Below are 25,773 nucleotides of genomic sequence, written 5' to 3'. Positions count from 1 at the left end.
GTTCGCTCAGCGCAGCAGCATGGCCCGCCCGGGCTCGCGCAGCACGCCGGCGACGTCGGTGAGGAATCGCGCCGCCTCGGCTCCGTCGACCAAACGGTGGTCGAACGAGAGGCTGAGGGTCAGCACGTCGCGCAGGGCGATCTCGCCGTGGTGCTCCCACGGCGTGCGCCGCAGGGCGCCGACCGCGAGGATCCCCGCTTCGCCGGGGTTGAGGATCGGCGTTCCGGCATCCACTCCGAACACGCCGACGTTGGTGATCGAGAACGTCCCTCCGGTCATGGCGGCCGGAGCGGTGCGTCCGGCGCGGGCCGTCGCGGCGAGCTCGGCGATCGCATCGGCGAGGTCGACAAGAGCGAGCCGGTCGGCATCCGGGATCACCGGAACCACGAGACCGCGATCGGTCGCGGCGGCGATCCCCAGGTTCACGTAGTGGTGCTCGACGATCTCACCCGCCGCCTCATCCCACTTCGCGTTGAGCGCGGGCGTGCGCCCGAGCGCCAGGCACACGGCCTTCGCGACGATCGCGAGCACGCCGATGCGGTGCCCGTCGAGCGCGCGGTCGGTCTTGAGCGAGGCGAGCAGCTCGGTCGTCGCGGTGACGTCGAGGGTGAGGAACGTCGTCGCGTGCGGAGCCGTGAACGCGCTCTGCACCATCGCCGCGGCCGTGTGCTTGCGCACTCCGCGGATCGGCGTGCGGGTCACCCGGTCGCCGGACAGGCTGGTCGGGGGGACCGTCGACGTGGGGGCGGGGGCGGATGCCGTGGCCGCGCTCACCGGGCCGCGCGCCACCGTCCCACCGGGGTGCACTACGGCGGATGCCGTGACCTCGGGCATCGCCGAAGTGCGCGCCGCGAACTCCTCGACGTGGCCGCGCGTCACCATCTCGCCCGGGTGCGCGGCGGCGACCAGCACGAGGTCGACCCCAAGGTCCTTCGCGAGCTTGCGCACCGGCGGGGTCGAGCGCGGACGCTCGAGCGGCAAGTCGATCGGCCCGGTCTTGACGACGTCGTGCGGAGCGGCCTCGCGCACGGCGTGGTCGGACTCGATCACCGCGGTCCCGCCTCCGCGCGCGCGTCGCTTCGGACGGTTGCCGGATGCCGGAGCGGCGCCGTACCCGACGAGATTCGGGGTCGCGCGGGCGGCGATGTCGTCGGCGGGGGCGTCGAGCGGCGCGTCGGCGACCGTCTCGACGGCCGCGCCCGTCCCGGCCTCTCGGGTCGTCACAGCAGAGGGGGCCGCCGGGGTAGCGGCATCCGCCCCGCCCAGGTCGAACGACACCAGGGGCGATCCGACCTCGACGACGTCTCCGGCCGCGGCGTGTAAGCCCTGCACGGTGCCGGCGTACGGCGAGGGGATCTCGACGATCGCCTTCGCTGTCTCGACCTCGGCGATCGTCTGGTTGAGGGTGACCGTGTCGCCCTCGGCCACATGCCACTGCACGATCTCGGCCTCGGGAAGGCCCTCGCCGAGGTCGGGAAGCAAGAACTCCGCGATCATCGAACGCCTCCTTCGACGGTCGCGGCGGATGCGCCGCCGGTGGGCGAAGAGCCCGCACCGCGCTCGAGCACCAGGTCCACCGCGTGCAGGATCCGATCCAGGTCGGGCACGTGGTGCTTCTCGAGCTTCGACGGCGGATAGGGGATGTCGTGCCCGGTGACGCGCCGCGGCGGCGTCTCGAGGTAGTGGAAGCACTCCTCGGTGATGCTCGCGATCAGCTCCGCGCCGACTCCCGCTTCGCGCGCGGCCTCGTGCGTGACGACGACGCGTCCGGTCTTGCGGACGGATGCCGCGACCGTGTTCATGTCGATCGGCGACAGCGAGCGCAGGTCGATGACCTCGAGCGAGATGCCGTCATCTTCGGCGGCGACGGCGGCATCGAGGGCGGTGCGCACCTGGGCGCCGTAGGTGACGATCGTGGCATCCGTGCCCTCGCGGGCGACGCGCGCGAGGTGCATCGGCGGGGCGTCGGCGAGGTCGGCGTCGAGGTCGACCTCACCCTTGGAGTGGTACAGGCGCTTGGGCTCGAAGAAGATCACCGGGTCGTCGGAGGCGACCGCCTGCTGCAGCATGACGTAGGCATCCTGCGGGTTCGAGGGGGCGATCACGCGGAGTCCGGCGGTGTGCACGAAGTACGCCTCGGGCGACTCGGAGTGGTGCTCGGCCGCGCCGACGCCCCCGGCCCACGGGATGCGGATGACCAGCGGCATCCGGATGCGACCGTTGCTGCGGTAGTGGAGCTTCGCGACTTGGCAGACGATCTGGTCGAAGGCCGGGTAGACGAAGCCGTCGAACTGGATCTCGACGACGGGCCGGTAGCCGCGCAGCGCGAGTCCGACGGCCGTACCGACGATGCCGGCCTCGGCGAGCGGGGTGTCGACGACGCGCTGCGCGCCGAAGCGCTTCTGCAGGCCGTCGGTGACGCGAAAGACACCGCCGAGCTTCCCGATGTCCTCGCCCATGAGCAGGACCGTGTCGTCGTTCTCGAGCGCCTTCGACAGGCCCGCGTTGATCGCGGACCCGAGGGTGAGGGCGGTCACTTCTCGAACCCCGCGAGGTAGTCCATGTACTCGGCTTTCTGCCGTTCGACCGCGGCATGCGGTTCCGCGTACACGTGGTCGAACATGGTCTCGGGGGCCCGGGTGGTGGCCCCGATGCACGCGGCGCGCACCTCTGCGGCGAGAGCGTCTGCGGCACGGGCGACCTCGTCCATTCCGGAGTCGTCGAGCATCCCCTCGGCGCGCAGGTAGGCCTCGAGCCGGGCGATCGGGTCGCGTTGCGCCCACTCGTCGACCTCGGCGGCGTCGCGGTAGCGCGTGGGGTCGTCGCTCGTGGTGTGCGGTCCCATGCGGTAGGTCACGGCCTCGATGAACGAGGGTCCTTCGCCACGACGGGCGCGGTCGAGGGCCCAGCGCATGGCCGCGACGCAAGCGAGGGCGTCGTTGCCGTCGATGCGGAGGCTCGGGATGCCGAACCCTGGCGCCCGGCCCGCGATCGGGTACGTGGCTTGGACGGTGACGGGCTCCGAGATAGCCCATTGGTTGTTCGAGCACACGAACACCACGGGGGCGCGGAACGACGAGGCGAAGACCATCGCCTCGTTGACGTCGCCCTGGCTCGTCGCCCCGTCGCCGTAGTACGCGACGGCAACGTCGGTCGAGCCGTCGCGTTGAGCGCCCATCGCCCAGCCGGTGGCGTGCAGTGACTGCGCGCCGATGATGATCTGGGGAGGCGCCGCGTTGATGGTGGTGTGGTCGTAGGCGGAGTGCTCTTCGCCGCGCCAGGCCAGGACGTAGTCAGCGGGCTTGGCACCGCGGCCCAGCAGCACTCCGTGCTCGCGGTAACTGGGGAAGACGAAGTCTCCCGGGGCGAGGGCGTGGGCTGTGCCGACCTGGGTGGCCTCCTGTCCACGACACGGTGCCCAGAGGGCGAGCTGTCCTTGGCGCTGCAGGGCGACGCCCTCGGCATCCAGCCGACGGGTGAGGACCATGTCGCGGTGGAGGGCGCGCAACTCGTGCGGCGAGAGATCGGCGACCCAGGGATCGAGGGTGTCGTCGGCGATCCGGGAGCCGTCCGGCTCGAGGAGGCGGAGCACGTCGTCGACGGCGTCGTGGTCGTCGGCTCGTCCTGTCGAAGAGCCTCGGGTCTGGGTGTACGTCATCGTCATCCCTCCAGTGCGGCCCGGGCTCCTCGTGAGAGCCGGGGCGTACGGATGCCGGCAGCACCGCCGACGAGGCCGACCGTACGCGCGGAATGCACCCCGCTCAAGACCTCGCCGCCATATTGAGCATCGTGCCCACCATGACCGACCTTCACACTGCTAATGTTTCGCACCATGAGCAAGCTCGACGCGGTCGACCTCGACCTCCTCCGCGCCCTGTCCGCCGATCCGCGCGCCACCGTCGTCGCGCTCGCCGAGAAACTCGGACTCTCCCGGAACACCGTCCAAGCGCGCATGAGCCGCCTGGAACGCGGGGGCGTCTTCCTCTCGTACGAACGCACGCTGTCGGCCGAGGCTCTGGGCTTCCCCATCGAGGCGTTCCTGCAGGTGACCGTTCGGCAGGCTGAGCTGCCGGCGATCCGTGCGGAGCTCGCCAAGGTGCCCGAGGTCCTGCAGGCGCACGGACTCAGCGGTCAGGTCGACCTGCTCGTGCGCGTGGCGTGCCGCGACACCCAGCACCTGTTCGACACCGACGCCCGGATCCTGGCCATCGAGGGTGTCGAGCGCACCGAGACGTCGCTCGTGATGGGCGAGGTCATCGGCTACCGCGTCGGCCCACTGATGCAGCTGGCGCGCGAGGAGATTTAGTTTTCTACGGCGTTTCTACGGCGCCGGCACCACCGGGATGCTCGCCGTCTCCGTGCTCTGCTCGCTCGGGCTCCCGGCATCCATCCGCACGAGCACCACTCCCACGAGGATCAGGGCCCCGCCCACGAACTGGACCGGCGCCGGCGTCTCGCCGAGCAGCAGCCACGCGAACCCGAGAGCGAACAGCACCTCGCTCAGACCCACGAACGATGCGAGTCGCGAGCCGATGAGCGGCACCGCGATCACCCCGAGCGCGTAGCCGACGGTGGTCGCCACGCCGCCCACCCACAGCAGCGGCAGGATGCCGGGGAGCTCGAGTCCCGCGAGCGACACGGTGATCGAGGGGGCGGCGAAGGGCAGGACCCCCGTGGCCACCAGCACTCCTATGAGCAGGGTTCCCGTCAGCAGGCCACCCGCGGCGAGGGCGAGCGGGGGGAGGTCGTCGCCCGCGCGCCCGGCGATGACGAAGTAGGCCGCGGCGCAGACCGCCGCGCACAGCGCGAAGACCGTGCCGAGAAGGTCGAAGCGCGCCCCGCTGATGTCGACCACGAGCACGAGACCGGCCATCGCGACGACGGAGCCGATGAGCACCGCCTTCGACGGGGAGCGTCGGGTGCGCACCCAGACCGCGATGACGATGAGCACCGGCGCGATGTACTGAATGAGCAGGGCGACGGCGACCGGCATCCGCTGCATCGCGGCGAAGTAGAAGAGCTGGCAGCCGGCCACGGCCGTGAGCCCGAACGCGACGATGAGCAGCCCGTGTCGGCGGAGGAATCCGCGCTGACGGCGGATGGCGAGGATCAGCGCGGGCGAGAGCAGCAGGGCGGCGAGGCCCATGCGCACGAGGAGCACCGCGCCGAGAGACCAGCCGCCGTCGAGCAGCGGTTTGACGAACGGGCCGCTGGAAGAGAACGCCAGGGCCGAGGCGACGGCGATCGCGAGGCCGGTGACGGCGGTGGATCCGCGGTGGGTGGGACGCGGAAGGGTCACGGGAGACGTGGTCATGCGGGCCTGCTGTCACGAATGAAGGGGGTTTACACTCGTGACAGTACGGCCCCTACCTGTCAGGAGTCAACGTGGTCTTCATTCGTGACACCGAACTGGTGCTGCGCGCCGCCGTCGAACTCGTGAACACCCTGCCGCACACCGAGGTGAGCGGGGTCGACACCCTCGTCGACGTCGCGGAGCTCGAGGCCTTCACCGACCGTCACGGCTACACCGGTTCGCGCACGCGCGACGCCCGCGAGCTCGCCGCCGTCCGCGGCATCCGCCCCCGTCTGCTGGAGCTGTGGAGTGCGGATCGCGACGGGGCCGTCCCCCTGGTGAACGCCATGCTCGCCGATGGGCGCGCGCTCCCCCAGCTCGTGCGCCACGACGGACTCGACTGGCACATCCACGCGAGCGACCCCGCGGATCCCCTGGCGACGCGCATCCTGGTGGAGTCGGCATTGGCCTTCGTCGACGTCATCCGCGCCGATGAGTACGCGCGCGTGCGCGTCTGCGAGGCGGACGACTGCGAGGGCGTGTACGTCGACTTCTCGAAGAACGGATCGAAGCGCTACTGCGACGCGGGTAACTGCGGCAACCGGATGAACGTGAACGCGTACCGCAAGCGCCGAGCCGAGGCCTAGCCGAGGAACTCCGCGATCGCCCGCGCCGCGGCCTGCGGCGTCTCGTAGTGGATCAGGTGTCCGACCTCGGGGATCTCGACGAGCCGGGCGTCGGGGAAGAGCGTCGCCAGGTGCCGCTCGGCCTCGATCGGGGTGATGTCGTCCTTCTCGGCCGCGATGAGCAGCGTCGGCTGCGCGATGCGCGGGGCGAACTCGCGCACGTCGTGCGAGACGCTCGTGACGAAGGCCTCGTGCAGCACGTCGCGGTCGGCGAAGCGCGAGAAGTATTCGTCGTGCTGTTCGTGCACGAAGCGCCGTAGGTCGGGGTCGCGCGTCTTGGCCATGGCGTTGCTCATGACGCGCACGATGAGCCCGTTGCGCAGCAGTCCCTCGCCGATCGCGCGTGGCAGCTTCGCCCCGGCGAGGTAGTAGAACACCGCGAGCCGGGTCAGGATCCCGCGAGGACCCTCGAGCGCGGGTGCCCCGATCGGGTTGACGAGGATGAGCCGGGGCGTCGACAACCCGCCCGCCACCGCCGCCGCCGACACGATCGAACCGAACGAGTGGCCGAGCACGACGGCATCCGGAGCGACGCTCTCGACGAACGCGCGCAGCCAGGCGGCGTAGGTGTCGAGGTCGTGCGGGGGTCCGTCGAGGGGCGCGGTCTCGCCGAACCCGGGAAGGTCGGGAGAGACCACCCGGATGCCGGGAAGATGCGCGACCACCGGATCGAGCCCGTGGTGCTCGCCGCGGAAGCCGTGCACCGCGACGATCGTCGTCTCGGCGGCGTCGTCACCGTAGACCCAGTACGCCGTAGTGCCCCCGAGAACACTCGCCTCGCGCCGCACGACGGGGATCTGAGCGAGGCGGTCGGCGTAGGGGTTCGGCATGGGTCGAGTCTACGAGGGGGGTCTGACATCCCGTTTCCGGACCGCCGCCGGTGGCACGCTTCGGCGCTCGCCACCTCGCGGAGGCGTCCGTGGAATGCCCTTCACCGCGGGGTCTGCGTCGCGCCCTCGCCCCACCGGCGCCGACTCCGGCCGCGCGGGGCTTGCGTCGCGCCCGAGCCCACGGCATCCACCCCCCGTTCCTGCGCGCCTCGACGGCGATGTCGGAGGCCCGCTCTAGCGTGAGCCCATGACCACGTGGCAGGCCGAGCCGCTCCCCCTCTTCCAGACGCCCGAGTGGGCGCGCCTCGTGGGCGTGTTCGACCTCGAGACGACCGGGATCGACGTCGAGAACGATCGCATCGTGACCGCGCACGTGGGTGTCCTCGACGCCGACGGCCGCGTCGTCGACGCCCGCGACTGGCTCGCCGACCCGGGCGTCGAGATCCCCGCGGGGGCCGCGGCGATCCACGGGATCTCGACCGAACGCGCTCGCGCCGACGGCGCCCCCGCACCGCGAGTGGTAGCCGAGGTCGTCGAGGCCCTGGGGGCGCTCTTCGCCGCCGGCATTCCGGTCGTCGCGTACAACGCGCCCTTCGATTTCTCGATGCTCAAGAACGAGGCCGTGCGCCACGGCGTGGCGCCGATCGCCGCCCCTTCCCCCGTCATCGACCCCCTCGTCGTCGACAAGACCTTCGACCGCTACCGCCGCGGCAAGCGCACGCTCTCCGTCGTCGCCGAGCACTACGCGGTTCCCCTCGAGTCCGCGCACGAGGCCTGCGCCGACGCCGTCGCCGCGGGCCGGCTCGCCCTCGCACTCGCCGAGAAGTTCGGCCCGTGGCTGCCCCCGACCCTCGACGAGCTCCACACCCGCCAGATCGGCTGGGCGCGCGCGCAAGCCGAGAGCCTCACGGAGTACTTCGTGAAGATCGGTCGGCTGGATGCCACGGCTCCGGCGATCGACGGCGCGTGGCCGATCCGCTGAGCCCGGTTGGCGCGTTTCCCGCCTCATCGCGCGGCGTCGTCGTCGGCCGTGACGTCTCCGTCTTGTCCACCCCCGCCACCGAGCTGATCCGAGGCTGCCCGATGCGGCATCGCCTATGCATCGCCTGTGATGGATCCTGTCCTCGTTCGACACGCCGCCGAAACGTGCCGCCCCTACGGTGGCGACAACCATCTCGGCGGCGCTCTTTCGGACGAAGCTGCCGCATCTTCTGAACGGACGACAGAACCCATGCGCCAGGCTCCGCCAGCTCCGCCCTCGCACCCTCCCCTTCTCCACCGGTCCGTCCGGTTCCTCGGAACCGCCGCGCTCGCGGCGGGGCTCGCCGTGTCATCAGTAGCCGCGGTCACCCCGGCGCTCGCTGCCGACCCCGTGGACGGCGCGCGCACCTCGGGCGACGCCATGTTCCCGAACGTGGGCAACGGCGGCTACGACGCCCTCGACTACGACATCGACCTCGCGTGGACCCCCGACGCGGTTCAGACGGGCTCCGTCGTGGCCAGCTCCATCGTCGCGACCTCGACCATGACCGCCCGCGCCGCCGAACCGCTGCGCAGCCTCTCGCTCGACTTCGAAGGACTCGTGGTCGACTCCGTGACGGTGAACGGCGCGCCCGCTGCGTGGCTGCGTGAGACCGACGCCGCTGCGATCACACACAAGCTTGTCGTGACCCCCGCCACCCCGGTCTCCGGTGAGTTCCGCGTCACGGTCGCCTATCACGGAGTCCCGCAGGCCCACGTCGACGCCGACGGCTCGTACGAAGGGTGGAACGCCACAACCGACGGGGCGACGATGCTCGGTCAACCGGTCGGCAACATGACCGGGTTCCCGCACAACAACACTCCGGGCGACAAGGCGACCTACTCGATCTCGCTCGACGTCCCGACCACCCTCTCCGACGCGACCGGCGCGGGAGCGGCCCCGGCCGCCGCCATCAGCAACGGCGAGCTGCTCTCGAAGACGCCGTCGACCGACGGCACCCGCACGACCTGGGCGTGGCAGCAGACGAAGCAGATGGCATCCGAGCTGCTCATCATCTCGATCGGCCGCTACGACGTCATCGAATCATCGGTGACGCTCACCGACGGCAGCACCATTCCCGCGTGGTCCTTCGTCGACTCGACGTCGACGACCGCCAACAAGGCGACCGTGACCACGGCGGTGAGCCAGCTCGGCCCGATCATCCGCAACCTCGAGTCCGTGTACGGGCCCTACCCGGGCCGCAGCGCCGGCGTCGTCGTGGACCGCGTGCCGCGCGGCATCAACTACGCGCTCGAGACGCAGGACCGCTCCTTCTTCCCGACGCGTATCGGTTTCAGCACCCTCGTGCACGAGCTCGCGCACCAGTGGTACGGCAACAATGTGTCTCCCACGACGTGGACCGACATCTGGATCGCCGAGGGCATGGCGACCTGGTCCGAAAGCTATTACGCCGGCAGCGACGGGTTCGGTGCGGGCACTCCGTCGCGCGAGGCGCAGTTCGACGCGTGGATCAGCACCCCCGCGGGCGATGACAGGTGGACCATTGCGCCGGGTGCGCAGACCGACTCGGCTTCGCTGTACGACTACCAGACCTATGATCGCTCGGCGCAGTTCTGGGCGGCGCTGCGCGTCGCGATCGGCGACGACGCGTTCTTCCCGGTCGTCACGCAGTGGCAGCTGCGCAACGCTGGCACGAGCAGGACCGGCGCCGACCTCCTCGCTCTCGCCGAGGAGCTCTCCGGCCGTGACCTGCAGGCGTTCTACCGGGACTGGATCCTGGATGCCGACAAGCCCGCGTGGCCCGACCAGTTCACGCTCGCCCTGTCCACGAGCGCGACCGCCCCACTCGAGCGCGGCGGCTCGGCGAGCTACACCCTCTCGGCGGAGAACACCGGACTCGTCCCGCTCGCCTCGTCGACCGCGAGGCTCGATGTCCGCGGCATCCTGGATCGGGCCTCCATCGACCAGACGGCTTTACCCGCCGGCGTGACCCTGACCGGCGACGTGCTCGTCTGGACCATTCCGGCGACGGATCCGGGACGGACGGCCTCGACGACGTTCGCGGCGACAGTGGCCGAAGACGCCTCGGGCGGAGCGCTGACCACCGAGGCCGCCGCCAGCCTCGGCGGAACGTGCGCATCGTGCGCGAGCACCCTTGCCGTGCAGGAGTACCCGGTCGACGCGCAGGCACCGATCATCACGGGCGACACGGCGGCCGGTGCGACGCTCACGGCGACCACCCCCGGGTGGACCGACGGCACGTCGTTCGCGTATTCCTGGGCGGTCGACGGAACCCCGATCCCGGATGCCACGACCCCGACCTTCACGATCCCCGCCGCCGCCGTCGGACGGGCGGTGACGGTGACCGTCACGGGCAGCCTCGCCGGGTATGTCGCCCAGTCGCGCACGAGCGCGCCCTTCGGCCCGGTCGTCGCAGCGATCGTGCCCGCGCCTTCACCTTCGCCGTCGGCATCGGGAGCCGCCGTCGCCTCGCCCCCTCGCGGGCAGCTCGGAGCGACCGGCTCCGAAGCACCGATGGCGGCGATCATGTGGGCTCTCGCGGCTCTCGTCGGCGGCTCTGTGCTGTCGGTCGCAGCGGTGCGACGCCGGCGCGGCGCTCGTCGGGTCGAATCGGTCTGAGCATGTCGTGAGGATCGCCCCCGCCCCGGGTTGCCGGGTGCGGGGGCGATCCGTCGTGAGTCGGCCGGCTGTAGCCGCCTCCGTCACCCGTCTCACCCCGGAAGCGGGCGAGGCGGTGGCGATCGAGGGAACGGTCGCGCTCTGGTTCGCGGCGCGGCGCTCGCCTCTCGGCGAGCAGGACACGGCTGTCCCCTTTAGGAACGGTCGATGCTTCTCGATCGGCGCGGCGGAAGGTCGCATCGCGGCGCGGTCCCGATGCGCGACGCGCGAGGCTGGGGCCCTTGCGACGGGCGCCCGCGTCAGGGGCTGACGGAGCGACCCGAGGTGCTCGATCGGACGCCCTCCCCACGGCCGTGGCTCCGCCGAACCGACCCTCGACTCAATGTCGGAGGTCACCGATAGCGTTCTGCCATGACCCGCACCGCACACTCCGAAGGCCGGCCGACGCCGGTGTTCCGGGAGTGCGACGGGGCCCCGTGGCCGAGCGACGACGAGCTCGAACTCGAGGCAGAGTGGGCAGCTTTCCGCGAGAGCGGCGATGTCGAGTGGTGGACGGGCGAAGAACCCGCGCAGTCGGGCGAGGCATCTTCTGCAGCCGTCCCGGCCGCCACTCCGGGCGGAGCGACGGCGTCCGGCACCAGCGACAGTGACGACGTCTGGTCGATAGACGACCTGCTCTCGCCGCTCGACGGTGGCGCCGCCGCGGTCTCTGACATCGATGCGCGGCTGGGCCACCTCGAGTGCGTCGTCAACGACAGGCAGCGGGCAACCGCCGACGAGTACCGCTTGATTCTGGCGATCCTCGACGATGCCGCCTTCGACCCCACTCCCTGGGTCGGTCCCGACCCCACTCTCGACCGCGCGTGGAACGACCCCCGCGGACGTACCCCCGGCGCTGTGCGTCGCGATCGCACCGACCTCGCTGAGCGCGCCGCCGTCGCCGAGGTCGCCGTCCGCCTGCGTCTGTCCGAGCAGACCGTTCGGACGAGGGCCGCCCACGCGCGGACGCTGGCCGCCAATTGCCCGCAGCTGTGGACCGCCTTCAGCGAAGGCCGCCTCTCCGAGAAGCACGCGGTCGACGCAGCTCGACTGGCGTCGACGCTCCCCGCGGGCGATGACGCCGCCTTTAAACGCTTCGACGACGAAGCGTGTCCGCAAGCCCTCGTCCTCCCCCCGGCGAAATTCGCGGTTGCTGCTCGCGCGATCCGCGAGCGCGTCCATGCCGAATCACTCGATGCTCGTCATCGCCGGGCAGCCGAGGATCGCGGCGTCTGGATGAGGACCGAGCTCGACGGCATGGCATCCCTGCACGCCCTTCTCCCCGCGGATCGCGCCCGCGCGGTGATGTCGCGGCTGGATCGCGCGGCCCGACACCTTCGCGCGGGACCCGATGAAAAACGCACGCTCGCGCAGTTGCGGGCCGACGCCTTCGCCGACCTCGTCACCATGACGGAGGATCCGGGCCAGAACGCGACGGCTCCGTCCTCGAACACCGTGCCCGAGAATCCCCCGCCTGGTGCGGCCGTGCCCATGCCCCCGGTGGCCGGCACTGCGAAGCGAACTCCCGTCGCGGCCGACGCGAAAGAGCCCGCCCGACATGCGCTCGCGGGCCTCGCATCACGAGCGCCAGATGCTGAGCAGGCCGCATCGCACCCGGACACCGAACACCTCGCACCGCACCCACCGGGCCCCGAACGCCCCGCGCCGCGCGCACGCGATGCCGAACGCCCCGCGCCACACACACCCGCTGCTGAAAACCCCACACCGCATGAACCCGCGGCGGGGCGCACCTTCCGGTCTGCTCCCCCGGCAACCGTCGTCGTGACGATTCCTGCGCTTACTCCTCTGGGGCACGACACCGAGCCGGCGACGCTCGAGGGCTACGGACCGATCGACCTCGAGACCGCACGGCGGCTCGCCGGAAACGCCACCTCGTGGATACGGCTTCTCACCCATCCTGTGACCGGCGCTCCGCTCGTGCTCGACCGGAAGACGTACCGCGTTCCCGTGGCGCTCCGACGGTGGCTCGGCGTCACCTCGCCCACGTGCGTGTTCCCCGGCTGCGGCCGCGCCGCGCGGGAGTGCGACATCGACCATCTCACCGCGTGGGCCGACGGCGGCACCACCGACGACGACAACCTCGATCCCAAATGTCGCCATCACCACCGCCTCCGTCACGAGACCCGGTGGGACCTCGCTCGCACAGCCGGAGGCGACACCGCGTGGATCTCGCCCCTCGGCGGCAGGTACGGCACAGATCCGCCACCGTTCTAGAGGCGGCGGTCCTGACGCGTGCCCCTCGAGAGGGCTCCCTTCGCCCGCCGCCCTCGAAGAGCGAGCGACGGGACGGAACGCCCCCGCACCACGGAGTGACGGCCGCAATGCGCATCCGCGGAATCCTGCCGCCAGCACACCACCCGCAGCGCTGTCCCCTTGGCGCGGATGATGAGCGCTCGACATACGGCATCCGAAAAACGATGACGAACGGTGGGCGACGAACACCGAACACCGAACACCGAACAACGAGCGCCGCGCACCGAACCCCGAGCCGCGAACAGCGAACCCGGGCGATGAACACCCCGACACCCAACACCCAACAAAGGACATCCCGGTGGCCGGGCACCGGACAAGACGCTCCACACAAAGCGCAATCCCACCGCCTCAGCCCCACCGGCCCAACCCTCACCGCCACCGCGGCGCCCGCACGAAACTCGCCCCACCAGCCCTGTCAGACTGGTCCCCGTGACCGTCCGCATCGCTACCGTCCAGGCCGAGTCCGTCCCCGGCGCCGTCGACCGCAATGTCGCTCGCGCCGCGCAGTTCGTCTCTGCGAGCGCCGACGCCGGCGCGGATGTCGTCCTCTTCCCGGAGGCTTTCCTCACCGGGTACGACGAGCACGTCTTCACACGCCCCCTCCCGCGCATCGACGGCCGGGAGTGGTTGCGGCCGCTTCAGAGCGCCGTCGACACGACCGGTGTCGTCGCGGTGGTCAACACCGCGGTGCAGGCCGATGACGGCCACCGCACGCTGACCGACTTCTTGTTCATGCCCGGTCGACCCGCGCACCCGGTCTACGCCAAGCAACACCTGCATGCGCCCGAGCGCGCGATCTTCAGTCCGGGCACCGGCGGGTTCTCGTTTCGGGCGGGCGACGTCGAGCTCGCCCTGTCCGTCTGCTACGACGCCAATTTTCCCGAACACGCCGCCGCCGCGGCCGCCGCCGAAGCCACGGTCTATCTCAATAGCGGGGCGTACTTCCCAGGCGGGGAGCGACGTCGCGACCTTCACCTCGCCGCTCGCGCTCTCGACAACGGCATTTATGTCGTGTTCAGCGGTCTCGTCGGTGCTCCGAGCGACTTCATCGGAGGCTCAGCGATTTTCGACCCTCTCGGGCGTCGTGTCGCCCACGTCGTCGAACGCGAGGGTCTGGCCATCGCCGACATCGACCCCGCCGTCGTGCAAGAGGTCCGTCGCGATCAGCGCATGTGGATCGACCGCCGAGACGACCTGGGGTCCTTCGATCGCTCCGGACTCGTCGCACTGCAACCCGGCAGCGCGCCACGCTCCTGAAGCGAGCCCCCGCACACAACGCGAAAGCCCCCCGTCCCGAAGGACGAGGGGCTTTCGCTGCGAGAACCGCTGGGCTCAACGACCGCCGAAGTTCTTGAAGCGCTGGTTGAACTTCTCGACGCGACCGGCCGAGTCCATGATGCGCTGCTTGCCCGTGTAGAAGGGGTGCGAAGCGGACGAGATTTCCACGTCGATGACGGGGTACTCCACGCCGTCGAGCTCGATCGTCTTGTCGCTGGACACGGTCGAGCGGGTGAGGAACGTGTCGCCCGAACCGAGGTCGCGGAACACGACGGCCTTGTACGTGGGGTGGATGTCAGTCTTCATGGGAGGTCCTTTGAGAAGTGGTGTCCTGGATTCTGCCAGGACGTCAAAGTCTGCGGCGCCGATGGCACCAACGAGAGAGTCTACCAGGCCCGAGCGCTGCCCCGATACGAAGGCGCCGCTCGAGACGAAGCGGGTCAGACGGCGCGCGCCGCGTACCGGCCGGCTTCGTGCGTGAGTGCGATCTCGAGCCCGAACGTCTCCGTGAGGTTCTCGGCCGTGAGGGCTTCCTGGAGGGGCCCGGATGCCACGACCTCGCCGTCACTCAACAGCAGAACGTGCGTGAAGCCGACGGGAATCTCTTCGACGTGGTGCGTGACCATCACCATCGCGGGCGTCGTCGGCGCCTGCGCGTAGCCCGACAGCAGAGCGAGCAGCTCTTCGCGCGCGCCGAGATCGAGGCTCGCGGTGGGCTCGTCGAGCAGCAGCAGCTCGGGGTCGGTCATGACCGCGCGGGCGATCTGGACGCGCTTCTGCTCGCCGTCGCTCAGGGTTCCGAACGTGCGGTCGGCGAGGTGATCGAGCTTCCACTCGGCGAGCACGCGCAGCGCGCGACGCTCGTCGATGTCGTCGTAGTCCTCGCGCCAGCGACCCACGACCGAGAACGCGGCCGTCAGCACGACGTCGAGCACGGTCTCTTCCGGCGGCACGCGACGCGCCATCGCCGACGAGGCGAAGCCGATGCGCGGACGCAGCTCGAACACGTCGGTGCGGCCGAGACGCTCACCGAGGATCGTCACCGAACCCGAGGTCGGGTGAAGCAGGGTGTCGGCGAGCTGGAGCACCGTCGTCTTGCCCGCGCCGTTCGGCCCGAGCACGACCCACCGCTGATCGTCCGACACCTCCCAGTCGAGGTGGGACACGATATCCCGCGCGTTCCGGCGGACGACGACGTCGGAGAACTCGAGCACCTGGGGCATGGTCCTAGCCTACTGTCCGAGACAGCGGCATCCCGATGCCACGCGGCCTCTGTGGACAGTGCCGGACACGCCCGCGCGCGTCGCGCATGACCGCCCCGGCGATCCGCCACTGCGCCGCCGAAACGCCCCGGCCACCGAGGCGGACGCCCTACTTTCCTGCGACCTCCGCGTACAGCGCGGCGGTGGTCTCCGCGATCGCGGCCCAGCTGAAGTCCTCGACGGCTCGCGTGCGCCCGGCTTCGCCGTAGGCCCGGGCGGTGTCGGCATCCATCACGACCTCCGTCAGGACGCGGGCGAGATCGTCGACGAACCGCTCGGGATCGACGGGCGTTCCCGTTCCGTCCTGCACCTGCTCGATCGGCACCAGGCGCCCGGTCACCCCGTCGACGACGACCTCGGGAATACCCCCGGTCGCCGTTCCGACGACCGCAGCCCCGCACGCCATCGCCTCGAGGTTCACGATGCCGAGCGGCTCGTACACCGAGGGGCAGACGAACGTGGTCGCCGCGGTGAGGATCGCGCTGAGCTCGTTGCGCGGCAGGAGCTTCTCGATCCACACGACCCCGTCGCGGGTCACCTGAAGCCCGCGTACCAGCTCCTGCACCTCGGCCATGATCTGCGGGGTGTCGGGAGCACCGGCGCACAGGATCAGCTGCACCTCGGGCGGCAGCTGCTCCGCCGCGCGCAGAAGGTACGGCAGCCCCTTCTGACGGGTGATGCGACCGACGAAGACGACCGAGGGGCGCGATGGATCGATGCCCTGCGACGCCAGGAACGCGTCATCCGACACCGGATGCCACGACTCGGTGTCGATGCCGTTGTAGATGACCCGCACCTTGTCGGGATCCAGCGAGGGGTAGCTGCGCAGGATGTCGTCGCGCATGCCGGAGCTCACCGCGACGACGGCGGCCGCCCCCTCGTACGCGGTCTTCTCGATGTAGCTCGACACGGCGTATCCGCCGCCGAGCTGCTCGGCCTTCCACGGGCGCAGCGGTTCGAGGCTATGCGCGGTGACCACGTGGGGAATGCCGTGGAGGAGGGATGCCAGGTGCCCGGCGAAGTTCGCGTACCAGGTGTGCGAGTGCACGACGTCGGCGCCCGCGATGTCCGAGACGATCGCGAGGTCGGTGCCGAGGGTCTGGATCGCACCGTTCGCCGACGCCAATTCGGCGGGCACGCCGTAAGAGGTCGTGTCGGCCTCGTCGCGCGACGCGCCGAACGCGCGGACCTGCACCTCGGTGCCCTCGGCGCGCAGCGCCTTGACGAGTTCGGTGGCGTGGACCCCGGCTCCCCCGTAGATCTCCGGCGGGTATTCCTTGGTCACGATGTCGACGCGCATGAGACGAACCGTAGTACAGCGCAAGGCGCGCCGCAGACGTGTTTCCGCTCGCCCGCCGGAGCCCTAGGGTGGTGCCATGCCTGCAGCGCCGAAGGTCTTCGGAATCATCCTCGCCGGCGGCGAGGGAAAGCGACTCATGCCCCTGACGGCTGACCGCGCCAAACCCGCCGTGCCCTTCGGCGGTCAATACCGCCTCATCGACTTCGCGATCTCGAATCTCATCAATTCGGGGCTGCGTCAGCTGGTCGTGCTGACGCAGTACAAGTCGCACAGCCTCGACCGACACATCTCGCAGACGTGGCGCATGTCGCCGATGCTCGGCTCGTACGTCGCCTCGGTCCCCGCCCAGCAGCGTCTCGGCAAGCGGTGGTTCTCGGGTTCGGCCGACGCGATCCTGCAGTCGATGAACCTCATCCGCGACGAGAAGCCCGACATCGTCGTCGTCATCGGCGCCGACCACGTGTACCGCATGGACTTCAAACAGATGCTCGACGCCCACATCGCCTCCGATGCACGCGCGACGGTCGCCGGCATCCGTCAGCCGATCTCGCTCGCGAACCAGTTCGGCGTCATCGACACCGACCCCAGCGACCCGACGAAGATCCGCGCGTTCCTCGAGAAGCCGCAGAGCCCCGCGGGCCTCGCCGACTCGCCGCACGAGGTGCTCGCCTCGATGGGCAACTACATCTTCGACGCCGACGCCCTCGTCGACGCCGTCACGCACGACGGCGAGCTGCCCACCTCGGCGCACGACATGGGCGGCGACATCGTCCCCTACTTCGTCGACCGCGGTGAGGCGGCCGTCTACGACTTCCAGCGCAACGACGTGCCCGGCTCCACGCCGCGTGACCGGTCGTACTGGCGCGACGTCGGCACGATCGAGTCGTTCTACGACGCGCACATGGATCTGATCTCGACCCTGCCGATCTTCAACCTCTACAACAACGACTGGCCGATCTTCTCGCAGACCTTCAACGCCCCTCCGGCGAAGTTCGTGCGCGACTCGGTCGGCCGCATCGGCAACGCGATCGACTCGATCGTGTCGCTGGGCTCGGTGCTGTCGGGAACCCACCTCGAGCGCAGCGTCGTCGGCCCGTGGGCCCTCGCCGGGGGTGGCTCGACCATCACCGACTCGGTGCTGTTCGACAGCGTCCAGGTGGGCGCGGGGGCGCGCATCCACCGCGCGATCCTCGACAAGAACGTGGTCCTCGAGCCCGGGGCGACCATCGGCGTCGATCGCGAGCGCGACCTGGCCCGTGGTTTCACCGTCACCGAGACGGGCATCACCGTCGTCGGCAAGGACGTCCACGTCCACGCGTGATTCCCGTTGCCGGGGATTCCGGATGCCAGAAGGGGCGGTGACCGGGATGGTCACCGCCCCTTCTGGCATCCGGAACCGAGGTTCTACACTCCGACGCGCTCGAACGCGTCGCGCGAGATGCCCTTGGCGAGGACCTCCTTGGACCACTCCTTGGCGGTGTGCAGGCTGTGGTCGCGGTAGTTGCCGCAGCTGAACGCGTCGGTTCCGGGGACGTCGTCCCACTGCACGTCGTCGACGATGGCGCGGAGCGAGCCGGTGATCGCGTCGACGAGGTCGCCCACCGAGGGCTCTCCCCACATGATCACGTGGAAGCCCGTGCGACAGCCGAACGGCGAGATGTCGATGAGGCCGTCGATCCGGTCGCGCACGAGGCTCGCGAGCAGGTGCTCGATCGTGTGGAGACCGGCCGTGGGGATCTCCTGCTCGTTCGGCTGCACGAGGCGCAGGTCGAAATTCGAGATGACGTCACCTCGCGGGCCCGACTCTGTGCCGATGAGGCGCACGTAGGGCGCCAGGACGGCGGTGTGATCGAGGGTGAAGCTTTCGACGTCGGCCATGCGAGGTCCCTTCTGGAGAAGCGGGGTACCGCAGAAGCCTACGGTGGGTGCGGTGCGAGATGACCCCGCGTGACGCCGCCCGGATGCGTGGCGCGGGGTCCTCGGGAACCCGCGCGTCGGCTCGCTGGCGTCGGGCAGGTGCCTGCGACCGCAGGTCACCCGCACGACGGACCACCGTGCCGACCCGCTGGCGTCGGGCACGTGCCCGCGACCGCAGGTGACCCTCACGACACGCGACCGCACCGACCCGCTCGCGTCGAGCACGTGCCCGTGACCGCAGATCACCCGCACGACGGACCACCGCGCCGACCCGCTAGCGTTAAGCGCGTGCCTGTGACCGCCCGATTCCTCGTCGTCCTCGACGCCGATTCCACGCTGATCCGCAACGAGGTCATCGAACTCCTCGCCGACGAAGCCGGCCGAGGCCCCGAGGTGGCCGCCGCCACCGAGGCCGCCATGCGCGGTGAGGTCGACTTCGCGACGAGCCTGCGCTCCCGCGTGCAGGCGCTCACCGGCGTGCCCACCGAGGCCTTCGCGCGTGCCATCGCCCGTATCGAGCCCACGCCCGGCGTCCGCGATCTGATCGCTGCCGTTCACGAGCGCGGCGGAATCGTCGGCGTCGTGTCGGGCGGCTTCCACGAAGTCCTCGACACGGTCGCCCCCGAGCTCGGCGTCGACCTCTGGCGCGCGAACAGGCTCGGCGCCGTCGACGGCACCCTCACGGGAGAGGTCGAGGGAGAGATCGTGGATGCCACGGCCAAGGCCGACACGCTCCGTCGCTGGGCAGAAGAGCTCGGCGTCCCCCTCCCCCTCACGTTCGCGATCGGCGACGGGGCGAACGACCTCGAGATGATGGCGACCGCGGGGCTCGGACTGGCGTTCAACGCCAAGCCGGCCGTGCGCGAGCGGGCGGATCTGGTGATCGGCCCCGTCGACCTCGCCCACGTCGTCGCACTGCTCCCCCGCTGAGCGGATCGGGCTCGGTTCCTCGCCGGCGCGCGCGGAGTCGCCTGCCTCCGCACGGTGCCCTTCCCGATGTCGGAGGCCCGTTCTACGCTCGCCGCATGGACGTCATTCTGGTTCCCGGTCTCTGGCTCGACGCGTCGTCGTGGGACGACATCACCCCCGCCCTCGAGGCGGCAGGTCATCGTCCGCACCCCGTGACCCTGCCCGGGCCCGCGGTGGGCGACCTCGTGATCGACGACTGGGTCGACGCCGTCGTCAGCGAGATCGACCGTCTCGGCGAGAACGTGGTGCTCGTCGGGCACTCGGGCGGCGGCAACGTCGTGTGGGGCGCGGCGGATCGGCGACCCGCACAGGTCGCGCGCGTCATCCTCGTCGACACGATCGTCCCGCACCCGGGCGCGATGATCTCGGAGTTCCCCGTCGAAGACGGAGTCGTGCACTTCCCCGGGTGGGATTTCTTCGACGACGACGACGTCGCCGACATCGACGACGAGACACGTCGGCGGACCGCGCAGCAGGTCGTCGACGTTCCGGGCCGCGTTCCGACGTCGCCGATCACGTTGACCGACGAGCGGCGGTTCGCGATCCCCGTCACGATCCTGTCAGGGCAGCTCGATGCCGAGTCGCTCCACCGCGTCCTGGCCGACTGGGGGGCCTACGCCGAAGAGGTCGACTGCATCGAGAGCGTCGAAGTCGTCACGCTCGACTCCGGCCATTGGCCGCAGTTCTCGCAGCCGCAGAAGTTCGCCGAGACGCTGGCCGCCGCCGTGCGGTGAGACGGGCACTGCGCCGCACGAGAGCTCTCCCGGCGGCGAGGCGCGACGCGAGCCCCGACGCGAACCCCAGGACGCCGGAGAGCACCCCGGCGCGTCTCGCGGTCAGTGGCCCATGCCCAGATGGCGCCCGGGAACCGCCGCGGTCACGACTCGGCAGAGCGCGCGGATCAGCGCCCTACGCCCAGCCGCCAACGCGAATCACTGCGCCGGACACCCAGGCGAGTCTCGCGGTCAGTGACCCATGCCCAGCTGGCGCACCCGGGGATCGTCGCGGTCACGCCTCGGGAGAGCGCTCGCGGTCAGTGACCCATGCCCAGGCCGCCGTCGACGGGGATCACGGCGCCCGAGATGTAGGCGGCGTCATCGCCGGCGAGCCAGGTCACGACGCCGGCCACCTCGTCGGCCGACGCGAAGCGCCCGGCGGGGATGTTCTTCTTGTACTCGGCCTGCGTGTCAGCGGGGAGCTCGGCGGTCATGTCGGTCTCGATGAAGCCCGGGGCCACCACGTTCGCGGTGATCCCGCGACCTCCGAGTTCGCGGGTCAGCGACCTCGCGAAGCCGACGAGAGCGCTCTTCGAGGCGGCGTAGTTGATCTGACCGGCCGAGCCATACAGACCGACGACGCTCGAGATGAGGATGACGCGACCCCAGCGGGCCTTGAGCATGCCCTTCGAGGCGCGCTTGACCACGCGGAACGCACCCCCGAGGTTCGTGTTCACCACGCTGTCGAAGTCGTCTTCGCTCATGCGCAGCAGCAGGGTGTCCTTCGTGACCCCGGCGTTGGCCACGACCACGGCGATCGGGCCGAGCTCAGCCTCGACCTGGGTGAAAGCGGCGTCGACGGTGGCGGCGTCGGTCACGTCGGCACGCACGGTCAGCGTTCCCTCGGGGCCCTCACCCGAGCGGGCGGTCACGGCGACCTTCCACCCCTCGGCGACGAAACGCTCGGCGATGGCTCGACCGATGCCCCGGTTTCCTCCGGTGACGACGACGACGCGGTCCTGGGACATGGTGAGACTCCTGCGCTTGCGATGACGGAACCGGCCCAGCCTACCGAGGCCGCCCCGATCGCCTCGCGCAGCAAGGTTTGACACGGGGTCAGCGGCGCTGGAACGCTGGGAGGACGCGCGACGAAAGGGGCTCCCGTGAGCGACGACCGCACCACCGACCCGCAGCATCCCGACAACACCGGGTCCGACAGCAGCTCGGGAGGCGATAACTCGTCGTCCCCGTACGCTCCGCAGAGCGACGGCGTCCCCGGGTACGACTCCCCCGCGGCACCGGCGACTCCGCCCTCCGAGGCGGCCGGGTCATCGGCATCCGCTCCGCCCTACGGCTCCTCGACGGGGGGCTCCGCGACCGGCGGCGCTGCCCACTACGGCACCCCGGCCCCGGACGCCCCGGCGTACGGCACCCCCGCCGCCCCGGCATACGGCACCCCCGCGCCCCCGGCCTCCGGCACGCCCGCACCCGAGGCACCCGCCTACGGAGCCCCGGCGTACGGTCAGCCCACGACCTCGACCTACGGGCAGCCCGCGTACGGCACCCCGAACGCGGGGTACGGCTACGGCGGCGGCTACATCGCCCCCGCGCGCACCAACGTCCTCGCGATCATCTCGCTCGTGGCATCCCTCGTCGGTTTCGTCCTCATCCTCCCGGTGGTCGGATCGATCGCCGGTGTGATCATGGGCCACATCTCACTCAAGCAGATCAAGGATCGGGGCGAGCGCGGCCGCGGCATGGCGCTCGCCGGCGTCATCATCGGGTACGTCACGCTGCTGTTCGTCATCCTGTTCGTGATCGGGATCTCGATCCTCATCGCGAGCGCAGGGACCAGCGGCGCGCGCTACGGCGCCTGACCTTAGGCGGCGGGTCCGCCGGGTGCCTCGCGCCCCGGCGACCCGCCCTCGACGGCTTGTTACGACGTCGAACAGTCCGCGCAAGGCCGCGCCCTGCCCCACCGCCGCGGGCGTACCCTGATACCACTGTGAAGACATCGCACACCGCCCAGTCCGCGACGTCGCTCCCCAAGGCACCGAGGGAGGACGCCGACTCCCGCTTCGCCAAATACATGGTGATGATGGGCATCCGTATCGCGTGCTTCATCGCGATGGCCGTGATCACGCCCTACGGCTGGTACACCTTCGTGTTCGCCGCCGGGGCGATTTTCCTTCCCTACCTCGCGGTCATCGTCGCCAATGTCGGCGCCGATCAGGGGTCCGCCGAGGCGATCAACCCCGAACGGGCGATCGAAGCTCCCGCGGCGACTCCCGCCCCCGCGGTGGCGGCCGATGGCCCCATCGTCATCCGCATCGCAGAGACCCCGCGCCTCGAGTCACCGCGCGACCCGTCGTGACCGACGAGCCCGCGGAGTGCTCGCGGGCCGGATGCCGAGACACCGCCGCCTGGGCGATCCGCTGGCGCAACCCGCGCATCCACTCCGCTGACCGCCACAAGACCTGGGTCGCGTGCGACGAACACGTGTCCTACCTCCGGGAGTTCCTCAGCGCCCGCGACTTCCCCGTCGAGGTGTCAGCCCTTTCGAGAGATCGCGCGTGAGCGCCGCGCCGACCGACGTACCCTGGAAGACGTGGTCAGCTCTGTCGAAGTGCATGCGCGCGGTCGCCTCACGCCCGTGAGCTCCGCGGCGGCGAACGGAGACGCCTCGTGAGCGCGCGAGAGATGCCGGCCGCCGGGCGCTGGGCCGTCTACGTCGGAATCGCGATCCTGTTCGCGATCGCGTGCGGGTTCCTGTCGAACTGGCAGTTCTCGCGCAACGCCGAACGCAGCGAGCAGTTGCAGCTCGTGGCCGACAATTACGACGCCGCCCCCGTCCCGCTCGGCGAGCTCCTCGCCCCGGGGGCCGAGATGAACCCCGGCGACGAGTGGCGCCCCGTGCGCATGGAGGGGCAATACCTCGCCGACGAGCAGCTCCTGGTCCGCAACCGCGCGCACGGCGGTTCGGCGGCCTACGAGCAGCTCGTCCCCTTCCGCCTCGACGACGGCCGGACGTTCCTGGTCGATCGCGGGTGGCTGCCGCCGGGCAACCGGCAAGCGGAACCCGACGAGATCCCCGCGCCGCCCCAGGGCCAGGTGAGCGTCGAGGTGCGCCTCCGCCCCGAAGAGGCCGCGCCGACCTCGGGACGGACCGCTGAGGCCGGTCAGGTCCCGACCATCAACCTCGGTCTCGTCGCGGAACAGACCGGACCCCTCGAGCAGGGTGCCTACGGTCTGCTCATGTCCGAGACGCCGGCGCCGGCGACCACGCCCAACACGGTCGACCCGCCGAGCAACGACCCCGGGCCGTACCTGTCCTACGCCGTGCAGTGGATCCTGTTCGCCGTGATGGGGTTCGGCTTCATCACCTACGTCATCGTGAGCGAGCGCAAGCTCCGCCGCGAGGAACCGGATGACGAGGACGACGACGTTCTGCCCGAACCGATCCCCGCGCCCGAGAGACCCGCGGGCGAGAAGCGCCGCGTCGATCCGGTCGCTCTTCACCGGGCGCGGAAGCGGCCGAAAGATCGCGACGCCGACGACGAGGATGCCCTGCTCGACGCGCGGTGAGCGCGGGAGGGGATCCCGGGGAATCGGCGGACCCGCACAGCGATCGGTCTCGAGCGGAGGGCCGAAGGCCCCGACGCCAGCGTGATCACACCCGCGTGATCGCGACCCCAGATGTCCTCGACAGCACCGACCCCGAGGACGATCCCGATTACGCCAGCGTGATGAGGTCCGCGTAATCGCGGCCCCAGATGTCCTCGACACCGTCGGGCAGGATCAGCACGCGCTCGGGGTTGAGCGCCTCGACGGCGCCCTCGTCGTGCGAGACGAGCACGACGGCTCCCTCGTAATGCGACAGGGCGCCGAGGATCTCCTCGCGCGAGGCGGGGTCGAGGTTGTTCGTGGGCTCGTCGAGCAGCAGCATGTTCGCCGACGACACCACGAGCGTCGCGAGCGACAGGCGCGTCTTCTCTCCGCCCGACAGGACTCCCGCGGGCTTCAGCACGTCGTCGCCGACGAAGAGGAACGAGCCGAGCACCTTGCGGGCCTCGGTCGCGGTGATGTGCGGCGCCGACGACATCATGTTCTCGAGCACCGAGCGATTCACGTCGAGGTTCTCGTGCTCCTGCGCGTAGTACCCGATCTTCAGGCCGTGGCCCGGCTCGAGCTGTCCGGTGTCGGGCTGGTCGACGCCGGCGAGGATGCGCAGCAGCGTCGTCTTTCCGGCACCGTTCAGGCCCAGGATGACCACGCGCGAGCCGCGGTCGATCGCGAGGTCGACGTCGGTGAAGATCTCGAGCGAGCCGTACGACTTCGACAGACCGGATGCCATGAGCGGGGTCTTGCCGCACGGTGCGGGCTTCGGGAAGCGCAGCTTGGCGACGCGCTCGTCCTGACGAACGTCGTCGAGGCCCGACAGCATCTTCTCGGCGCGGGCGACCATCTGGTGCGCGGCCGCGGCCTTCGAGGCCTTCGCGCCGAAGCGCGCGGCCTGCAGCTGCAGTGCCGTGGCCTTCTTCTCGACGTTGACGCGCTCCTTCTTGCGGCGCTCCTCGTCGGCCACGCGCTGGCGCAGGTAGTTCTTCCAGTTCATGTTGTAGACGTCGATGACCTGGCGATTGGCATCCAGGTAGAAGACCCGGTTGACGGTCTCGCCGACGAGCTCGACGTCGTGCGAGATCACGATGAGCCCGCCCTTGTAGCCCTTCAGGAACTCGCGCAGCCACACGACGCTGTCGGCGTCGAGGTGGTTGGTCGGCTCGTCGAGGATCATCGTCTGCGCGTCCGAGAAGAGGATGCGCGCGAGCTCGATGCGGCGGCGCTGACCACCCGAGAGGGTCTTCAACGGCTGGTCGAGGATGCGGTCGGGAAGAGAGAGGTTGTGGGCGATGGATGCCGCTTCGGCCTCGGCCGCGTATCCGCCGGCCGACTCGAACTCCTCGGTGAGGCGGCCGTACTTCTTCATCGCCTTCGCCGCGACGGCGGGGTCGTCGTCGCCCATCGCCATCGACGCCTCGTGCATGCCGAGGGCGAGCGAGCCGAGCCCGCGCGCGTCGAGGATGCGCGTGCGCGCGAGCATCTCGGGGTCGCCCGAGCGGGGGTCCTGCGGCAGGTAGCCGAGCTCGCCGACGCGGTCGACGCCGCCGTTCGAGGGGAGCAGATCGCCGGCGAGCACCTTGGTCAAGGTGGTCTTTCCGGCTCCGTTGCGCCCGACGAGGCCGATCTTGTCGCCGTCGGAGACGCGGAACGCCACGTCTGACATGAGCACGCGGGCACCCACGCGGATCTCGAGGTCGTGCACGGCGAGCACAGCGAACGTCCGTTCTTCGGGGATGGGGAAGCAGGCCGACATGGCCAGCCACCCAGTATAAGACGCGCCCCTGCATGCCCGCCGACAGCGTGGGTTTCCCGCGGGCCCGAGGACCCGCCGCGGCCGGGCGTGCCGAGCGGCCGATCCCGGATGCCGTTACCTCGACACCGAGACGATCGCCCGGGTTCGCGGCATCCCGGTTTGCGTTACCACCCGAATCCTGAACTAAACTAAGCCTATCCTTACCTAACACGC

General features: G+C 70.4%; 24 protein-coding genes. 13 read left to right on the top strand and 11 right to left on the bottom strand.

Going from position 1 to position 25,773, the window contains the following annotated elements; translation table 11 throughout:
• Positions 1-6 precede the first annotated feature (6 nt).
• Genes AB6V31_RS15315 through pdhA form a run of 3 tightly spaced genes read right to left on the bottom strand, consistent with a single transcriptional unit; the run spans position 7 to position 3,658 of the window.
• Positions 7-1,497: a dihydrolipoamide acetyltransferase family protein gene (locus AB6V31_RS15315; protein WP_369366689.1), complete on the bottom strand. Its 1,491-nt coding sequence runs from the start codon at positions 1,495-1,497 to the stop codon at positions 7-9.
• A complete protein-coding gene (locus tag AB6V31_RS15310) occupies positions 1,494-2,537 on the bottom strand; it encodes an alpha-ketoacid dehydrogenase subunit beta (RefSeq protein ID WP_369366687.1) in 1,044 nt (347 codons plus the stop codon). The genes AB6V31_RS15315 and AB6V31_RS15310 overlap by 4 nt, the downstream gene beginning before the upstream one ends.
• Positions 2,534-3,658 carry a pyruvate dehydrogenase (acetyl-transferring) E1 component subunit alpha gene (pdhA, locus tag AB6V31_RS15305; RefSeq protein ID WP_369366686.1) on the bottom strand — a complete coding sequence of 375 codons (1,125 nt, stop codon included), beginning with the start codon at positions 3,656-3,658 and terminating at the stop codon, positions 2,534-2,536. The genes AB6V31_RS15310 and pdhA overlap by 4 nt, the downstream gene beginning before the upstream one ends.
• 174 nt (positions 3,659-3,832) lie before the next feature.
• Between pdhA and AB6V31_RS15300 the strand changes: the two genes are divergently transcribed.
• The gene (locus AB6V31_RS15300; RefSeq protein WP_056232426.1) at positions 3,833-4,306 is read left to right on the top strand and encodes an Lrp/AsnC family transcriptional regulator; all 474 of its coding nucleotides are present in this window, start codon (positions 3,833-3,835) and stop codon (positions 4,304-4,306) included.
• 15 nt (positions 4,307-4,321) lie between these two features.
• On the opposite strand, the gene AB6V31_RS15295 is transcribed toward AB6V31_RS15300, so the two are convergent.
• Positions 4,322-5,314, bottom strand: coding sequence for a DMT family transporter (locus AB6V31_RS15295; protein WP_369366683.1), 993 nt, complete (start codon positions 5,312-5,314; stop codon positions 4,322-4,324).
• A gap of 71 nt (positions 5,315-5,385) precedes the next feature.
• Here AB6V31_RS15295 and AB6V31_RS15290 point away from each other — a divergent pair, with 71 nt between their 5' ends.
• Entirely contained in the window at positions 5,386-5,940 is a 555-nt protein-coding gene (locus AB6V31_RS15290; RefSeq protein WP_056232055.1) for a CGNR zinc finger domain-containing protein, read from the top strand.
• Here the strand turns inward: AB6V31_RS15290 and AB6V31_RS15285 are convergent.
• Positions 5,937-6,809 carry an alpha/beta fold hydrolase gene (locus AB6V31_RS15285; protein WP_369366681.1) on the bottom strand — a complete coding sequence of 291 codons (873 nt, stop codon included), beginning with the start codon at positions 6,807-6,809 and terminating at the stop codon, positions 5,937-5,939. The two genes, AB6V31_RS15290 and AB6V31_RS15285, sit on opposite strands and share 4 nt — an antisense overlap.
• 247 nt (positions 6,810-7,056) lie before the next feature.
• Here AB6V31_RS15285 and AB6V31_RS15280 point away from each other — a divergent pair, with 247 nt between their 5' ends.
• The 4 genes from AB6V31_RS15280 (at position 7,057) to AB6V31_RS15265 (ending at position 14,001) form a co-directional block, all read left to right on the top strand.
• Complete coding sequence (locus tag AB6V31_RS15280; RefSeq protein WP_369366679.1) at positions 7,057-7,791, top strand: exonuclease domain-containing protein; 735 nt, start codon at positions 7,057-7,059, stop codon at positions 7,789-7,791.
• Positions 7,792-8,136: 345 nt separating this feature from the next.
• Entirely contained in the window at positions 8,137-10,431 is a 2,295-nt protein-coding gene (locus AB6V31_RS15275) for a M1 family metallopeptidase (RefSeq protein WP_369366677.1), read from the top strand.
• Positions 10,432-10,842: 411 nt separating this feature from the next.
• The gene (locus tag AB6V31_RS15270) at positions 10,843-12,705 is read left to right on the top strand and encodes a DUF222 domain-containing protein (RefSeq protein ID WP_369366675.1); all 1,863 of its coding nucleotides are present in this window, start codon (positions 10,843-10,845) and stop codon (positions 12,703-12,705) included.
• A gap of 468 nt (positions 12,706-13,173) precedes the next feature.
• On the top strand, positions 13,174-14,001 hold the full coding sequence (locus tag AB6V31_RS15265) for a carbon-nitrogen hydrolase family protein (RefSeq protein WP_369366673.1): 828 nt from the start codon (positions 13,174-13,176) through the stop codon (positions 13,999-14,001).
• A gap of 75 nt (positions 14,002-14,076) precedes the next feature.
• On the opposite strand, the gene AB6V31_RS15260 is transcribed toward AB6V31_RS15265, so the two are convergent.
• From AB6V31_RS15260 to glgA, 3 genes are all read right to left on the bottom strand, one after another.
• Positions 14,077-14,328: a type B 50S ribosomal protein L31 gene (locus AB6V31_RS15260; RefSeq protein ID WP_013586710.1), complete on the bottom strand. Its 252-nt coding sequence runs from the start codon at positions 14,326-14,328 to the stop codon at positions 14,077-14,079.
• Between the two features lie 134 nt (positions 14,329-14,462).
• Positions 14,463-15,245, bottom strand: coding sequence for an ABC transporter ATP-binding protein (locus AB6V31_RS15255; protein WP_369366671.1), 783 nt, complete (start codon positions 15,243-15,245; stop codon positions 14,463-14,465).
• 148 nt (positions 15,246-15,393) lie between these two features.
• Entirely contained in the window at positions 15,394-16,584 is a 1,191-nt protein-coding gene (gene glgA / locus AB6V31_RS15250; protein ID WP_369366669.1) for a glycogen synthase, read from the bottom strand.
• A 76-nt stretch (positions 16,585-16,660) separates the two neighbouring features.
• Between glgA and glgC the strand changes: the two genes are divergently transcribed.
• On the top strand, positions 16,661-17,905 hold the full coding sequence (gene glgC / locus AB6V31_RS15245) for a glucose-1-phosphate adenylyltransferase (RefSeq protein ID WP_056232086.1): 1,245 nt from the start codon (positions 16,661-16,663) through the stop codon (positions 17,903-17,905).
• A gap of 83 nt (positions 17,906-17,988) precedes the next feature.
• Here the strand turns inward: glgC and AB6V31_RS15240 are convergent, their stop codons facing one another.
• Positions 17,989-18,462 carry an S-ribosylhomocysteine lyase gene (locus AB6V31_RS15240; protein ID WP_056232089.1) on the bottom strand — a complete coding sequence of 158 codons (474 nt, stop codon included), beginning with the start codon at positions 18,460-18,462 and terminating at the stop codon, positions 17,989-17,991.
• A 327-nt stretch (positions 18,463-18,789) separates the two neighbouring features.
• On the opposite strand from AB6V31_RS15240, the gene serB reads away from it, so the two are divergent.
• Positions 18,790-19,431: a phosphoserine phosphatase SerB gene (gene serB, locus AB6V31_RS15235; RefSeq protein WP_056232092.1), complete on the top strand. Its 642-nt coding sequence runs from the start codon at positions 18,790-18,792 to the stop codon at positions 19,429-19,431.
• A gap of 95 nt (positions 19,432-19,526) precedes the next feature.
• Complete coding sequence (locus tag AB6V31_RS15230; RefSeq protein ID WP_369366666.1) at positions 19,527-20,204, top strand: alpha/beta fold hydrolase; 678 nt, start codon at positions 19,527-19,529, stop codon at positions 20,202-20,204.
• A gap of 299 nt (positions 20,205-20,503) precedes the next feature.
• On the opposite strand, the gene fabG is transcribed toward AB6V31_RS15230, so the two are convergent.
• Positions 20,504-21,214, bottom strand: coding sequence for a 3-oxoacyl-ACP reductase FabG (gene fabG, locus AB6V31_RS15225; RefSeq protein WP_056232098.1), 711 nt, complete (start codon positions 21,212-21,214; stop codon positions 20,504-20,506).
• A 135-nt stretch (positions 21,215-21,349) separates the two neighbouring features.
• On the opposite strand from fabG, the gene AB6V31_RS15220 reads away from it, so the two are divergent.
• The 4 genes from AB6V31_RS15220 (at position 21,350) to AB6V31_RS15205 (ending at position 23,771) form a co-directional block, all read left to right on the top strand.
• Entirely contained in the window at positions 21,350-22,063 is a 714-nt protein-coding gene (locus AB6V31_RS15220) for a DUF4190 domain-containing protein (protein ID WP_369366665.1), read from the top strand.
• A gap of 128 nt (positions 22,064-22,191) precedes the next feature.
• The gene (locus tag AB6V31_RS15215) at positions 22,192-22,560 is read left to right on the top strand and encodes a DUF3099 domain-containing protein (RefSeq protein ID WP_369366664.1); all 369 of its coding nucleotides are present in this window, start codon (positions 22,192-22,194) and stop codon (positions 22,558-22,560) included.
• Positions 22,557-22,763, top strand: a complete 207-nt coding sequence (locus AB6V31_RS15210; protein ID WP_369366662.1) for a hypothetical protein — start codon at positions 22,557-22,559, stop codon at positions 22,761-22,763. Before AB6V31_RS15215 ends, AB6V31_RS15210 begins: the two co-directional genes overlap by 4 nt.
• 123 nt (positions 22,764-22,886) lie before the next feature.
• Positions 22,887-23,771, top strand: coding sequence for an SURF1 family protein (locus tag AB6V31_RS15205; protein WP_369366795.1), 885 nt, complete (start codon positions 22,887-22,889; stop codon positions 23,769-23,771).
• A 148-nt stretch (positions 23,772-23,919) separates the two neighbouring features.
• On the opposite strand, the gene AB6V31_RS15200 is transcribed toward AB6V31_RS15205, so the two are convergent.
• Positions 23,920-25,518: an ABC-F family ATP-binding cassette domain-containing protein gene (locus AB6V31_RS15200; RefSeq protein ID WP_056232437.1), complete on the bottom strand. Its 1,599-nt coding sequence runs from the start codon at positions 25,516-25,518 to the stop codon at positions 23,920-23,922.
• Positions 25,519-25,773: the final 255 nt, after the last annotated feature.

It is taken from the genome of Microbacterium sp. 16-032 (assembly GCF_041079455.1).
GTDB lineage: Bacteria > Actinomycetota > Actinomycetes > Actinomycetales > Microbacteriaceae > Microbacterium > Microbacterium testaceum_A.
This window is presented reverse-complemented; position numbering and strand designations above follow the sequence as displayed.